Annotated in this window: 8 protein-coding genes; 6 read left to right on the forward strand and 2 right to left on the reverse strand. The window is 34.6% G+C overall.

Features of this window, described 5'->3' with window-relative positions:
- Positions 1-37: 37 nt before the first annotated feature.
- Genes B8963_RS13735 through B8963_RS13745 form a run of 3 tightly spaced genes read left to right on the forward strand, consistent with a single transcriptional unit; the run spans position 38 to position 5,218 of the window.
- A complete protein-coding gene (locus B8963_RS13735; RefSeq protein ID WP_084062376.1) occupies positions 38-2,302 on the forward strand; it encodes a glycoside hydrolase family 3 N-terminal domain-containing protein in 2,265 nt (754 codons plus the stop codon).
- Between the two features lie 4 nt (positions 2,303-2,306).
- Entirely contained in the window at positions 2,307-3,437 is a 1,131-nt protein-coding gene (locus B8963_RS13740; protein ID WP_084062377.1) for a glycoside hydrolase family 88/105 protein, read from the forward strand.
- Between the two features lie 32 nt (positions 3,438-3,469).
- Positions 3,470-5,218, forward strand: coding sequence for a sulfatase family protein (locus B8963_RS13745; protein ID WP_084062378.1), 1,749 nt, complete (start codon positions 3,470-3,472; stop codon positions 5,216-5,218).
- A gap of 372 nt (positions 5,219-5,590) precedes the next feature.
- Here B8963_RS13745 and B8963_RS13750 read toward each other — a convergent pair whose 3' ends face one another.
- A complete protein-coding gene (locus B8963_RS13750) occupies positions 5,591-6,517 on the reverse strand; it encodes a hypothetical protein (RefSeq protein WP_084062379.1) in 927 nt (308 codons plus the stop codon).
- 278 nt (positions 6,518-6,795) lie between these two features.
- On the opposite strand from B8963_RS13750, the gene B8963_RS13755 reads away from it, so the two are divergent.
- Positions 6,796-10,269, forward strand: a complete 3,474-nt coding sequence (locus tag B8963_RS13755) for a glycosyl hydrolase (RefSeq protein WP_084062380.1) — start codon at positions 6,796-6,798, stop codon at positions 10,267-10,269.
- Positions 10,266-12,182: an ulvan lysase-like protein gene (locus B8963_RS13760; protein ID WP_084062381.1), complete on the forward strand. Its 1,917-nt coding sequence runs from the start codon at positions 10,266-10,268 to the stop codon at positions 12,180-12,182. Before B8963_RS13755 ends, B8963_RS13760 begins: the two co-directional genes overlap by 4 nt.
- On the opposite strand, the gene B8963_RS13765 is transcribed toward B8963_RS13760, so the two are convergent.
- Positions 12,179-13,045 carry a helix-turn-helix domain-containing protein gene (locus tag B8963_RS13765; protein ID WP_084062382.1) on the reverse strand — a complete coding sequence of 289 codons (867 nt, stop codon included), beginning with the start codon at positions 13,043-13,045 and terminating at the stop codon, positions 12,179-12,181. The genes B8963_RS13760 and B8963_RS13765 overlap by 4 nt on opposite strands.
- Before the next feature lie 240 nt (positions 13,046-13,285).
- Between B8963_RS13765 and B8963_RS13770 the strand changes: the two genes are divergently transcribed.
- Positions 13,286-16,567, forward strand: coding sequence for a family 78 glycoside hydrolase catalytic domain (locus tag B8963_RS13770; protein WP_084062383.1), 3,282 nt, complete (start codon positions 13,286-13,288; stop codon positions 16,565-16,567).

A 16,567-nucleotide genomic window follows, 5' to 3' on the forward strand; every position in this document is an offset into this window, starting at 1 on the left:
TTTTATTAAGAGCATAGAATATAATTAATATTAGAAAATGAAATTAAAATTAAAAATTGCCGCTGCTGCTTTTGTTATGTCATTAGTAGCATGCAGCCAACCAATAACAAAAGATTATAAAGACGCCTCTTTATCAATAGATGAACGTGTTGAGGCTTTACTTCCAAAATTGTCTCTTGAAGAAAAAGTAGCACAAATGCGAATTTTTCATGCGAATATAGGTGTAGAACATGATGAAAATGGCAATTTAAAACTATCTAAAAAAGTTATTGAAAAGCTAAAACTTGGTATTGCAGGAATCAAGAACCCTGGCGAACATATAGACGCAATTGCAGCAGCAAAATTAAATAATGAGCTTCAAAGGTATATTATTGAAAACAATCGTTGGGGAATTCCCGCATTATTTGTAACCGAATCATATAATGGTGTCGATGCTGCAGGCTGTACTAAATTTGGACGTCCTATAGCTTCTGCAGCCTCTTTTAATCCAGAATTAGTTCAAAGACAATGGGATGTTGTAGGGAGAGAGGCTCGTTTACGAGGCATGCATATGTGCCATTCTCCAGAAGCGGATCTAGTACGTGACCCTCGTTTTGGACGTATGTCTGAAGCTTTCGGAGAGGACACCTACTTAACAACGCAAATGGTAACGAATGCCATTAAAGGCGTTCAAGGGAATTACGAAGGTTTGGGAAATGGCACACATATTGGAGCAGTGGCAAAACATTTTGCAGGTTACGGACAAGTTTTAGGAGGATCTAATTTTGCCGCAATCGAAATATCACCTAGAACCTTAATTGATGAAATATACCCACCTTTTGAAGCTGCAATAAAAGAGGCTAAGACATTAGGAATAATGGCTTCACACGGTGATATTAATGGAGTTGCAAGCCATGGCAATCCTGAATTGCTTACAGGTGTACTTAGAGATGATTGGGGTTTTGAAGGTTATGTAGTTTCAGATTCTAATGATATAGCGCGCTTATTTTATTTTATGAATGTTGCAGAATCTCCAGAAGCAGCAGCTCAAATGGGCTTAGAAGCAGGTATCGATATTGATTTATATGCAGAAGATTCATACGCATATCTTCCAGAAATGGTAAAGAAAAATCCTGAACTAGAAAAGTTAATTGATAGATCGGTAAGACGTGTATTGAGGACTAAATTTATATTAGGATTATTTGATAATCCATATATAAATTTGGACGAAGTGAAAAAAGGCGTTAGAGCAGTTTCTTCATTAGAATTAGCTAAAGAATCTGATTTAGAATCTATTATTCTACTTAAAAACGAGAATGATGTATTGCCTTTAGCTAAAAATAAGTCAATAAAAGTTGCTCTTCTAGGACCATTGTTAAAAGAAAATACTCAAGAATTGTTTAAATCCGTTACAGGAGAGAGTATTGAGTATTTGGCAGAAAAAGGATTTCAATTAACGGATGAAAAAGTAGGTGCCCCAAAATTACTCGATCGTGATGGAGCGGCATTAGATAAATTGGAGAATATGGCTAAAAAAGCAGATCTTTCTATTTTATTTTTAGGGGGTGATGAGTTTACTTCAAAAGAGGCCTTTTTTAATAATGCTCTTGGGGATAGAGCAACAATTGATCCAGTTGGAGCACAAGACGAATTATTAGAAAGAATTAAAGCCTTAGGAAAACCTGTAATTGTAGTTTTAAAACATAGAAGAACACTCTCTATAAATACAATAGCAGATCAAGCAGATGCTATTTTAGATACTTGGGATTTAAGTGAATTTGGAGACCAATCCACTGCTAGAATAATTTTTGGAGAAGTTTCCCCCTCTGGAAAATTGCCTGTAACTGTACCTCGATCTATCGGTCAATTACCTTTTCATTATAGTATGAAAGAAATCAATTATAAAAAAGGGTATTTGTTTCTAGAAGATGGTCCTATTTATCCATTTGGCTATGGATTAAGTTATACTAAGTTTAGATACTCCGATATTAAAATATCTAACACGGAAATCACACCAAATAGTGAATTAGAAGTTAGTGTTTTAGTCACAAATGAAGGTGATATAAAAGCCAAAGAAGTAGTTCAAATGTATATAAAAGATAAGATTGGCTCCGTAACACGACCAGATAAAGAACTTAAAGGTTTTAAAAAAATAGAGTTAGCTCCAGGTGAAAGTAGGACTGTTAAATTTAAAATCACTCATAAAATGTTAGAATTTACGGGTCTTAAAATGGAAAAAATACTTGAACCCGGAGACTACATTGTGAAAATTGGAACTTCTTCACAGGAATATTTGGAAACTACTTTTAAATTAAAAAACTAACAAAATGAATAAATCAATTATTGTATTGATAGCTACAATAGCTTTTTTTAGCTGTTCAACTGCTCAAAAGACCTTAGAAAAGTCAACTACAGGTACATCTGATATTAAAAAGTCAATGATTAAAGCTTTGGAGTGGCAAGAGGCTCATCCAATATTTGCAATTGCCCCAACAGATTGGACCGAAGGAGCATATTATACTGGAGTAACAAGGGCACATAAAGCTACTAAAGATATGATGTATATGGCTGCCTTAAAGAATCAGGCCTATTGGAATAATTGGCAAACTTTTGATAGGCTACATCACGCCGATGATGTGGCAATTTCATATAGCTATTTATATATTGATATTAATGATGGTCGTAGAAATTTCGTGGATTTAGAGCCTACAAAAAAGTTTCTAGATGCCCATTTGTTTGAAAACGATGAGTGGAAAGCAGGGGCAGATAAAAGTGATATGGGTAAAACTATATTATGGTGGTGGTGTGATGCCTTATTTATGGCTCCTCCTGTTCTTAATTTATATGCGAAACATACAAATCAGCCGAAGTATCTTGAGGAAATGCATAAGTTTTATATGGAAACTTACAACCAATTATACGATAAGGAAGAACGTTTGTTTGCAAGAGATATGAGGTTTGTATGGACAGGATCAGATAAGGATCAAAAAGAGCCTAATGGTAAAAAAATATTTTGGTCTCGTGGTAATGGATGGGTTATTGCTGGTTTGGCCTTACTATTAGAAGACATGCCGAAAGATTATGAAAATCGGCCTTTTTATGAGAATCTTTTTAAAGAAATGTCGACGAGAATATTAGAATTACAGCCTTCAGATGGTTTATGGCGAACAAGTTTATTATGTCCGGAAACCTATGACCATGGCGAAGTAAGTGGTAGTGGTTTTTACACTTTTGCAATTGCTTGGGGAATTAATAATGGTTTAGTGGATAAAAAACACATTCCGGCAGTTAAAAAAGCCTGGAATGCTTTGGCCAAATGTCAGCATGAAGATGGGCGCGTAGGATGGGTACAGAATATAGGAGCTTTCCCAGAACCAGCAACGGCAGATAGCTGGCAAAACTTTGGCACTGGAGCTTTTTTAATGGCAGGTAGCGAGGTGATACAGTTACTAGACTAAGGTGCTAGTCAAAATAATTTAATTTATTGTACATGAAAATAATTAAAATTCTAATTTTAGCTAGTTGTTGCTTTTCTAGTTGTCATTTAAAAAAAGAAAAAAGCACAGCGGCTAAGATTGTAACAGAGCTACAATTACCAGAGCGTCCCAATATTTTATGGCTTGTTACCGAAGATATGGGAGCATATATACCTCCTTTTGGAGATTCAACTATTGTGACCCCTAATTTGAGTAGAATAGCAAAAGAGGGTGTTATTTATCCAAATTTATATTCGCCTTCTGGAGTTTGTGCTCCTAGTAGAGCAGCTATTGCTACGGGTATGTATCCTTCTAGTATAGGGGCAAATCATATGCGAACAGATTCATATACAGAAGTAACAGGTTTGCCGCCCTACGAAGCCGTTCCACCTTCCGATGTAAAAATGATAAGTGAGTGGATGCGTTTACAAGGCTACTATTGTACAAATAATTATAAAACCGATTATCAATTTAAGGCGCCTGTTACGGCATGGGACGAAAGTAGTCCATATGCCCATTGGCGAAATAGAGAAGATAATCAACCATTCTTTGCAGTATTTAATTTTACAGACACACATGAATCTGGTTTATTTGAACCCTATGGCTTAAGAGAAATTGAAACTAGACTATATCATGCAGGGGATAAAGATTATAAATGGAAGAATTTTGGAGCATCGCATGCCAATAATAGAATGACGGAAGAAGAAACTCCAAAGCATCTTGATAAAAATACAAATTTTAGCATTCCACCATATTTAGCAGATACTGAGGTTACGCGTCGCGATATGTGGAAATTGTACAATAATATTGCAGAAATGGATCTTCAAGTTGGTGCTGTTTTAAAACAATTAGAAGATGATGGATTATTAGAAAACACTATTATTGTTTTTTATGGTGATCATGGTGGGCCATTGCCAAGAGAAAAACGTTTAATCTATGATTCTGGTTTAAACACACCTATGATTATTCGATTCCCACATAAAATAAAAGCGGGAACAAAGGATAGTGAATTAATTAGTTTTGTTGATTTTGCACCCACATTATTATCTCTTATCGATGAAGCGCCAAAAGAATATATGCAAGGACAAGCCTTTTTGGGTAAATACAAAGCTGAAGTGAGAAAATATATTTATGCTGCAGCTGACAGATTTGATGGCTTTACCGATGCAATAAGAGCTGTTAGAGATAAACAATACAAATATATTAGAAACTATAGACCAGAGCAAGGATACTATTTACCCATAGATTATAGAGAAAAAATACCAAGTATGCAGGAGCTGTTAAAACTTCGAGATGAAGGTAAATTAAACAATATTCAAATGCAATGGTTTAGAGATCATAAACCAAAAGAAGAGTTGTTTGATTGTAAAGCAGACCCTTTTGAGTTAAATAATCTAGCAGATAACCCTGCATATAAAAACAAACTTGATGAATTGAGCACTGAAATGGATCGGTGGTTAAACGCTATTGGAGATAATCCAAATCTTAAAGAAGATGAATTAATTAATAAACTATGGTCAGGTCAAGATTCCCAACCTAAAACCAAGGAACCAATCATTACTTTTGAAAATGGAAAAGTAAGTGTGAGTTGCGAAACGGAAGGGGCATCAATTGGTTTTAAAGTTATTACTCGTTATGGTAACACATCAGAATCATGGAAAATATACCATAATCCTATTACAATTCCAGAAGGTTCAACAGTAAAGATACAGGCGCATCGTATTGGGTATGTACCAAGTAAAACAGTAGAATTTAATAAGTGAGCAAGTCTTATAGTTTTAAAAATTTTACTACAAGATGGGGAGAGAGCACTTAGTGAAATATTCCAATTCAAAACACTATGAGCCAAATTTTATTTGAGAATTATATTTTTTTAATTAACAAGCTAAAATACTATTCGCCATAAGATTAAGTAAGGTTCAATGGAAAAATATGTAAGTACTATTACTAATATTCAGTTACGATTTCTGTAAATAGTGCAGATTAATTATTGTAACAATTAAAACTACTAAAGTATTTTTTTGAATCGTAAATACTTGGCATACCGAAAAGTATGAACCTCTTTATGCATCACAGTAGTGATTTAAATTCACCAATTTTAGTTTGTTTTAAAGAAGTAAATAAAAATTTTGGGACTAATTTTCCACCTTAATATATTTAGTATTCGCCCATCTAATTTGAGCTCTACCACCTTTAACTCGGTATGCGCCATATCTAATACCAGATTCTAAGCCTCTATCTGGCTCCGGAATATTCCAGTCAAAAGCTTCTCCTCCAATCACGGCATTACAATAATGAATTTTTTTAGTTGAATCATTAGGATCTTCTTTAAAACCTATCTCTAATTCGAAATTCGTTACTTCATTTTTATCTACTTGTTTTAGTAAAACAATTTCTCTACCACTTCCTTCTCCGCCACGTTGTAATATACGTTCGGCATAAATATCAAATGCAACTTGTTTTTCCGTATTAGCACCAGTGCCATAAACAGGCTTTGCTAAATACAAGCAAATTGCAGGATCATTGGACCCACCACCTCCAGTATGTTTTCCTTTTGCCTGTGCAATGTAGGTACCATCTTGATTGGTCCCTGCTGTATCACCTACTTCAAGAATTCTAAAGGTTCCAGTAAATTTGGCATAACTGCCTACAACTGTGCTTCCAGATCTACTTAGTGATCGTTCTATTCTAGGCTGTAAGGTGTTGGGTGCATCTTGATTATTAGATCCGTCAGTTATATTATATATTCCCCATGTAATACCATCTTTTATACTCTCTTTATAATTAGCATAACAACTTCGATCGTCAATAGTTCCAACATTAACTGGATTAGGTAAATCACAGCAAGTTCTTGTAGCATTTGCCCCATCTGGGTTACAGGTTGTATAAGAGCCTATATCTTCATCATTATTTTTATTAGTTCCAACTTCAGTAGTAGGGTTTTCTATAATCTCTTCTTGGACCTCTTCGGAAGTAATTTTATCGGTTTGACAAGAGTACAAAGCTAGAAAAATTACTAATTGTAAAAGTCTTAATTGGCAAGGGTTTTTTAATTTTCTCATATCAAAATTGCAACAAATTTTTATCTAAACTAAAAATTTATTAATAAACAGTTATCCTGTTGTATCCTGTTAAAGTAAGTTTTCGCTATAAATTTCATTTAAGACTTATAAATCTAAACAATATGTTTTTTTACTATATTAAAATTATTGTTGTACAGGACAACGCAGGATAGTTTAGAAGCCTAAAGATTCTATTTTTAGAATTAAAATTAATTTGCTTTATAATAAGTAATTTTTTTTATTTCATATTAAATCTTTTATTACAAAAATCTAAATAAATGAAAATTATAAATAAGAATTCAAGAACTTTGGTAATTCTCTTATTAATTTTTTCTAGTTGTATTTCCAATAAAATTATTAATGAACATAAGCACCATCCAAGTCCAACATTTGTTCAATTAAATGAACATTTTAAATTACCACCAATTAATTATCATCCCGAAACTTGGTTTCACTTTAATGGGAATAATATTTCTAAAGAAGGTATTACGCTTGATTTAGAAGCGATTAAGTATGCAGGTTTACAAGGTATTCATTTGTTTAGTAAAAACGGAAGAGCTTATCCTGGTGTTGAACAAATAAAAGTTTTGTCTCCAGAATGGAAAGAAATGGTGCGTCATACTGCGGATGAATGCAGAAGATTGGGCTTAAAATTTACTATGCAAAATTGCCCTGGTTGGTCTATGACTGGTGGGCCTTGGGTACCTGCTGCTGAAGCACAACGAGAAATTGTAGAAACGGTTTATCATATAAAAGGAGGGAAGAATTTTAATGAAATTCTTTCCATTGATTCCTTGTACAAAACTGAAGATTTTGATTATAAAGAGGTGCAAATTTTAGCATTTCCAACACCAGAGGGTGATGATACTGAAATACTTCATCCTTTTAAAATAGAAAGTAACAATACTATAGTTCCTTGGGAAGATATATTTAATCCTAGTTCAAAAATAATTGTAACAGCTAAAACAACCATGCTAGATAAAGCTTTGGACCAATACAGGTATGAGGGCATTGCGAAAGTAGGTGTGCAAAATAGCTGGGTAAAAACCACATTTAAAAATCCAGTTACCATTCGCTCTATAGTTTTTCCTGCTTTGCGCCATATTATTATGGATACCCAATACCCAATAGTTGATGTTACAATAAAAGTAGAGGCTTTGATTAATAATACTTTAAAAGAAATTACAGTTATCAATATACCTGATGGCAATTGGAACGACAGGCAAAAACAGCTTACATTGGCAATTCCTGAAACTACAGCAACGGCGTTTGTTTTTACTTTTGGAGGTTCACATACTATAAATCCAGAATACATTCATTTAACATCAAAACCAAGGCTTCACAATCATGAAGCAATTTCTGGTAAAGCACATCGCTCACTAGAAAAGGAGGTGGTATACAACTATGAAAAGAACACCATTATTCAGCCAAATAAAATAATCAATCTTACCAATAATTTCAGTTCTGACGGTAAACTAACATGGGACGTTCCAGAGGGAAATTGGACAGTAGTACGTTTCGGCCATGTAAATATGAGACTGACCAACAAGCCAGCAATGCCCGAATCTACAGGATGGGAATCTAGTAAGTTGGATAAAATTGCTATTGAAAATCATTTACGAAACGGAATGATTGGTGAAATGATTAAGGATGGTGGACCAATTGGTGACGGAAAATTACAAGGTTTGCTAATTGATAGTTGGGAAAGTCATATTCCTACTTGGACGATTAATTCCGAAGATATGTTCAAAGAATTTGAACAGCGTAGAGGCTACAGCATGAGAAAATATTTACCTGCCACCATGGGATATATTGTGGAAAGTGCTGAGGTTACTACCAAGTTTTTACGTGATATACGCCAAACCATGGATGATGTTTATGTTGAAAATTTTTTCAGCCATTTTGCCACTGTAGCTCATGAAATGGGTGCTGAAGTGTATACAGAAGGAGCAGGAGGCGAAGTTTTACCCATAGACCCAATGCGTTATTATGGTGTGAGTGATATCCCTATGACTGAGTTTTGGTATCCAAAAGCACCCTCAAGTCAAAACGAATACGCAAAACCGATCTTGTCAGCAGCATCGGCAATGCATTTATACAATAAAAAGTTCTTGGCGGCTGAGGCTTGCACACAATTAGATGTAAAATGGAATGAGCATCCTTTCGATGTAAAGTATTTGATAGATTACAATTTTACAAAAGGAGTAAATCATTTGGTTTTTCATACTTTTTCGCATACCCCACAAAAGGAAGTTTTTCCTGGTTCTAGTTTTGGAGGGAATATTGGTTTTCCATTGGTAAGAACACAAACCTGGTGGAAATATATGCCCGAGTGGTTGGAGTATTTAGCGCGTAATCAATATGTATTGCAGCAAGGAGAGTATGTTGCAGATGTACTTTGGTATTATGGGGATGATTTTGAACGTCCTCCTTTTGATTTGGATTATTTTCCGAAAGGACATCGTTTTGATTATTTAAATGAAGAAATATTACAAACTAAATTATCGGTTGAGAATGGCATTATAAAGGTTAAGGATGCGGGGGATTATCGTGTTATTTTATTACGAAATTCTAAAGCTATGTTGTTGTCTACTGCTAGAAAAATAAAAGCTCTTGTTGAAGCAGGGGCGGTTATTGTTGGAGATAAACCTCAAGATTCTCCAAGTTTAATGGACGATGAGACTAATTTAAAAGAACTATCACAAATTGCTGATGAGCTATGGGGAAATACTAATGATGGGGTAAATCAAGTAGGAAAAGGAAGGGTGTATTGGGGAAGCTCAATTGATGAAGTTTTGATAGCGGAACACATTGCACAAGACGTAATAGTGCCAGATGATCTAAATATTAAATGGATTCATCGTGAAACAGCAGACGCTCATATTTATTTTATTGCCTCCAATAATGATAAACCAATTGATGCGGCTTTAAGTTTTAGAGTCAAAAATGTCTATCCACAAATATGGGATGCCTTTAATGGTGAACAACAAGAAGCTAAAATTTGGAGTGTGTTGAATGAAAGAACGAATGTAGCTTTATCTTTTGAGCCAAGTGGAAGTAAAATTATTGTTTTTTCTAAAGGGAATAAAACACCTTTTGCTACAAAAGTAACTTATAATGATACCCTTATTTTAAATTCTGAGATAGGGTGGTATAAGATTCGGAATACTCAAGATTATCCTAAAATAGCATGGAAAAATGACCAAATATTAGCTTCAAAATCTGGAATATATAATTTTATTCAAAATGAAAATGTATTAACTAAAAATATTAGTGTTGCTAAGCATTCGCTTCAAACCGCTTGGAAAGTTTCTTTTGAATCTGGATGGGATACTCCAGAATCAATAGATATTCCAAAATTAAAATCACTCACAGAGTTTAATGATGATGCCATAAAACATTATTCAGGAACGGTAACCTACTCTAAAAATATAGTATTAGGCAAAATAAAAGAAAATACTATTCTAGATTTAGGTCAGGTAGCAAATATGGTCGAATTATGGTGTAATCGTAAAAAGGTTGGAGTTAAATGGGCAGCACCATTTGAATTTAATTTGACGGATTACATCAAAAAAGGTGATAATCTATTGGAAATAAAGGTAACCAATACATGGCGTAACCAGCTTATTTTTGATAATCAGCGGCCAATAGACCAAAAGAAAACATGGACAACAAATCCTCCTAAAAAGAATGATACAGAACTGGAAGACTCTGGTCTTATTGGACCTGTGATTTTAAAAAATATAAAATGAAAAGACGCAACTTTATACAGTTATCAACATTCGCGGGAATAGGACTTTCAATCCCTATGGCAGGCATATTGAACTCATGTGAAAATCATCAAGAACATTCTTTAGAATTTAAGAATTTAATTTCAGGATTATTAAAAGATTGGTGTGATGGGATGATAAAAGTCCAAATTAATAATCCAGAAAATTTAGAAGAACACGGCGCATTAGGTTGTCCGTCTTGTTCGCACATTCACGGACGTTGTATGGATGCAGTGTATCCATTTCTATATATGGCAGATATTACAGGTGACCAAAAATATACAGAGGCTGCTAAGTTGGTGATGACTTGGGCCGAGAATAATGTGTCACAAGAAAATGGAGCCTGGACTGTAATTAAAAACCCTAAATCTTGGAAAGGAATTACCGTTTTTGGAGCTATTGCACTCGCTGAAGCATTACATTATCATGGTCATGTTTTAGATGAAGAAATTCGGGATGCTTGGACTAAACGTTTAGCAAAAGCAGCACAATTTATTTATGATGAGTTTACTATTTCATTCACAAATATAAATTATGGTGGTACAGCAATTTATGGTTTAGACCTTTTGGGAGATGTATTGAATAATACTATTTTAAAGGAAAAAAGCAAACAATTAGCAGAAGATATAAAGCTATATTTTACAACTAATGAAGGGTTGTTATTTGGAGAGTGTAAACCAGATTCTAAAAAGCTAAGCCAAAAAGGACTTCATGGAGTAGATTTAGGTTACAATGTAGAAGAAACACTTAACAGCATAGTTATGTATGCTTTGAAAAATAACGATGAAGAGTTATTGCAAATAGTAACAAAGTCTTTAAATAGTCATTTAGAATTTATGCTACCAGATGGGGCTTGGGACAATAGTTGGGGTAATAGAATGTATAAGTGGAGCTATTGGGGAAGTAGAACTTGTGATGGCAGCCAACCTGCATTTGGTATGATGGCACACATCAATCCAGCGTTTGGAACTGCTGCTGTCAAAAACACAGAATTATTGCAACGATGTACAGCTGATGGTTTAATTCACGGTGGACCTCATTTTGTTGAAGCTGGTATTGCGCCTTGTGTACACCATACGTTTACACATGCCAAACCATTAGCAGCATTACTAGACCATTGGGAGCATTTACCAGAAATAAATATAAATACGGAGTTGCCTAGAACCACGGCAGATGGTGTAACGCATTTTAAAGATTTAGATGTTTACTTATTCGCAAGAGATGATTGGAGAGGTACTGTAAGTGCTTACGATGCCGAGTATCATTATAAAGACGATTTTCGTCAGGCTTCAGGAGGTGCTTTAGGCGTGTTGTATCATAACAAAGTAGGGCTTTTATGTACCGCAAGTATGGCAGAATATCATATGGTAGAACCATATAATCAACAATTGCAACCAAATAAAGATATCTGTTTAACTCCTAGAGTTGAGGTTTTTAAAGACGATGTGTGGTACACAAACTTATATGATTTACCAGCAACAGTAGCGTATCAAGATAAAAATGGAACTGTGGAATTAGTTGCAGATGTAAAGCTTAAAAATGTAGAAAGAGCAGAAGTTTTAGGAACTGCTTCTGCCTTTTATATTACTTATAAGTGTAATGCTGAAAAGACAGAGATTTGTGTAATAACGAATCAAAATATTACAGAGCAAACTGCTTTTGTGTTGCCCATTGTTTCGCCTTCAAGCGAAGTTGTAACAGTCATTAGTGACAATGAAATTACTATTCAAAAACCACAAGGGTCGGTAACCATTAAAGCGAGTGCTCCTATAAACTTGAAAGAAATGGTAGGAAAAAGAACCTTTAATATGGTGCCTGGAGTAGAAGCCTTGCCTTTAGAAGTGTTTTTTGAAGAAGGAAATAAAGCATTAGAAATATCACTAGTTGTGAGTTAGTTTTTTTGGTTTCTAAACTTACCTGGAGCTGAACCTGTTTTCCGTTTAAATAATCTATTGAAGTATACATCAGATTCAAAACCCAATCCAAAAGCTATTTCCTTTTGGGATTTGTTGGTGTTTAATAGTAATTCTTTAGATTTTTCAATTTTTAAAAGTAAATAATATTGAAGCGGAGAAACACCTGTTTGTTTTTTAAAATCTATTCTGAATTTAGAATAGCTAACACCTAATTCTGATGCTATTTGTACTAAGTCAATAGACTTATTAATGTTACTATACATATTTTTCTTGGCAGAAGAAACCATAGTATTTAAAGAGTCAATATGATTTCCACCGTCCTTGATGGTGTGCAGTTCAGCCAGAAGTTGAATGCATATTCCAGATGCCAAACGTTGAAAACCTAATGGTTCCTCATCAAATAATTTAAAAAGTGTATTGAAATGGTTTAATATTGAGGGTTTGTCGCACTTAGAAATTATAGGAGCTGCTGGGGTGAAAAAACCATTTGTTAGAAATTGTTTCGCAATAGTTCCAGAAAAACCTACCCAACGCTCCGTCCATCCTTTGGTCTTTAAAGGTTTATAACTGTGCCAAACACCTGGGAATAGTAAAAATACATCTCCATTTGCAACTTTAACAACTCCAGTAGCTTTGCTTTCGAAAATACCTTCGCCTTGGGTAATTAGCACTAAATGAAATTCATCTAAAACCCGCCCTTTTTCCCATGTGAACATATAATTATCTGGATGGTTGGTAGCGGGGTAATTCATGTTTTTTTCAATAACAGTTCGTCCTAGATTATTTATATAGAACCCCCAAGATTTATCTTTTTCTGTGATAATTTGATATTTGTTGTACATAAATGCATATCATTTTGTGCAACTAATATATCAATTTGTTAATAGGAAAGAGTATTATTAATATCGAAATTTATCAAAAGAATACTCTGAATTCATCCTTACTTAATCAAGTACATGACATTGCAGGATAATGAATTATAATGTTAGGTCTATTTTTATAAGACTTAAAAAAAGCAATACTATTTTTTGTGTTTATGGAGACCTATTTTATTAATCATAAACCATATTTCCAATTATAAAATGAAAACACAACTACACCATACCGCATACTTAAAGTTTCTTTTGTATTTTTTTATAATCGCTTGTGCGTTTTCCATTTTAAGTTGTAAGGATACTTCCACAGTAATAATCACAGATTTAAAATGTGAATACCGTATCAACCCATTAGGTATAGACAATACATCCCCAAGATTAAGTTGGAAACTTAGTGACGATAGCAACGCAAGAGGTCAAAACCAAACGGCTTACCAAGTAATAGTGGCCAGTAGTTTAGAACTGCTACAAAATGACAAAGGAGATGTTTGGAATTCTGGGAAAGTTGAAACCAATCAATCTGTAAATACTATATATCAAGGAAATTCCTTAAAGTCTGCAAAACAGTATTTTTGGAAAGTAAAAATTTGGGATGCTGCAGGAATGGGTTCAAATTGGAGCGAGCCTGCTTATTTTTCAATGGGTTTATTACAGGCTACAGATTGGAAAGGCGAGTGGATTTATAAAAAAAACCAAAATAAAAAAGACCACAACTGGTACCGAAAAACATTTAAGCTAAGTAACTCACCAGAATCAGGATTTATTTATGTAGCCTCATTTGGCTATCATGAAGTCTATGTCAATGGAACAAAAGTGAGCAACGCTGTAATGAATCCCGTGTCCTCGTTTATGAAAAAGCGTTTGCCTTATCTTACTTATGATATCAAAGAATTTTTACAAAAAGGCGATAATGTTATAGGTGTCTGGCATGCGGCAGGTTGGGCTCGTTGGGGTAGAGTAAAAGACTATTATGATGCGCCTTTTGTGTTTAAAGCACAAGCAGATATTAACCTAGGCGAAACCAATTTAATTTTAGAAACCAATGAAACATGGAAGTGTAAAAAAAGTTATAGTTCCTATATTGGGTCTTGGGATATTTTAGATTTTGGTGGCGAAATTATAGATGAACGCTTACGTGAAGAGAACTGGGATGCCGTTGCGTATGATGATGGCCATTGGGAAAATGCCGTTGTTTTTGATAATAATAATGCCGTAGAAGTTGGAATAGCAGATATGAACTTAGGCAACAAAGGTGCCATTCGTGCACCAAGTACAGACGCGAACTCACCAACAAGTAAAATTACGGCAACGCTTAGTGCGCAAATGGTAGAGCCTCAGGTAAAATACAAAGCCATAAAACCTACAGGTGTTGAAAAAAATGAAGACGGACATTATGTGATAGATATGGGCGAAAACTACTCAGGGTATTTTGAAATGAACCTGTTTAACGGAAAGGAAGGCGATACCGTTACTTTTGAAATTGCCGACCATAAAGAAGTCACATCAACTTGGGAGCAACGCAGTAAATATATTTTTGATAAAACTGGAAAGGGACAATTTACAAATCGATTTAATCTGGCCGGAGGACGATGGGTAACTATTTTCGGCATCAATTATAAACCAGAATTAAAAGATATTAAAGGGTACGTAATTACTAATGATAGAAAGCAAATTAGTCATTTTGAAAGTTCAAATAACCTCTTAAATCAAATCTACCAAATTAATTTAAATACTTACATAGCGAATACTATTGATGGTATTTTGGTAGACTGCCCACATCGCGAGCGCCGTGGCTGGGGAGAAGTCACTGTAGCAGCTATGTATGGCGATGCCTTACCAAATTTTGAAAGTGGTGCGTACATGAACCAATATGCTCAATTTATGCAAGATGCCCAAGCCGAAGACGGAAAGATGCGTGCGGTTATTAATGGCGATGATTTTGAGTTCTTAATGTGGATGGCAAACAGCCCAATTACTATTTGGGAAACCTACAGAATTTTAGGCGATAAAATCCTCCTTGAAAATCATTACCCTACAATGAAAAAGTGGATGCATTGGCTATACGAGCATTCTGATTATGACACTGGTGGTGCACTTAAAATTGGTACACAAGGGTCGTTAGAGTTTCCTGGTTTGGGCGATTGGTGTACCCCTAGAGGTAATTTTTGGTCGGCTAGTAACTCGCCAGAATCGGCGCATTTTAACAATTGCGTGTATGCGTTTATGTTAGAAAATGCGCTTCAAATGGCAGAGACTTTAAATAAAAAAGAAGACATTGAAGTTTATAAAAAACGATTGGAAGTACAACGAAAAGCCACTCACAACAACAGTTATGATGCCAATACAGGAAAGTATGGAGAAGGGCATCAAGTCAATCAAGCCTTTGCATTATTTGCAGGTGTTACACCAGCGTCAGAAAAACAAAAAGTATACGATAATCTGGTTGACCAAGTATTATATAAATTCCCATATTATGATACAGGAAGTTCAGGACAAGCACTTTATACGCGTTATTTTACAGAACACGGCGAGCGTATGGATTTAATTTATGAACTGCTCCAAGATAGGCGCCACCCCAGTTATGGCTATTTTATAGAGCAAGGTAAAACAGTATGGCCAGAACGTTGGTCTGCTACTGGAAATAGTCAGATACATACTTGTTATACGGGCATTGGGGGTTATTTTATTAAAGGTTTTGGGGGTATTCGTCCAAATCCAGAAAAACCAGGCATGCAAGATTTTATTGTAAAACCTGCACCCGTGAGTGATATAATATATGCCAATACAAGCCACCAATCCATGTATGGAAATATTGTTGTAAACTGGAAAAAATCAGAAACAGAGGCGTATTATCATATTGAAGTTCCAGTAAATACAACAGCCAAAGTATATATCCCAGCTAATGAAAGTAGAGCGGTGTTTGAAGGAGAAACGCTGGCAGAACAGTCCAAAGGGGTTGCATACATAGGTACCGAAAAAAGTGATGCGGTTGGTAATTATATCATTTACCAAGTGAGTTCTGGTACGTATAATTTTAAGGTAATTGAAATGCCTAAAGTACCTTATCCAAATCCTATAAACAAACCAGATAATTTTGCTTTAATTGGAAGAATGAATGCCTCGTCTATGGTTATAGATTCTGAAAAACTCCCACTTTATGAAGCGTTTAGAGCTAATGATGAAAAATTAGAAACCATGTGGCAGGCAAATACAACATCAAACGAATGGTTGGAAGTAGAGTGGTTTAAACCACAAACCTTTAATACCATTATAATTCAAGAAAAAGGAAGTAATATTTCAAGTTATAAAATTCAATATTTTAATAATAGTATATGGAACGATATTGCTGAAGGAACATCATGTGGAGAAAATAAAACACACAGTTTTAAAACAGTTACAGCTTCAAAATGTAGATTGGTAATACTAGATGCTAAAGAAAAATCAGCTATTTCAGAATTTAAAATATTCAAGAACAAAGTAGTTAATTAA

The organism is Cellulophaga tyrosinoxydans (assembly GCF_900176415.1).
GTDB lineage: Bacteria > Bacteroidota > Bacteroidia > Flavobacteriales > Flavobacteriaceae > Cellulophaga > Cellulophaga tyrosinoxydans.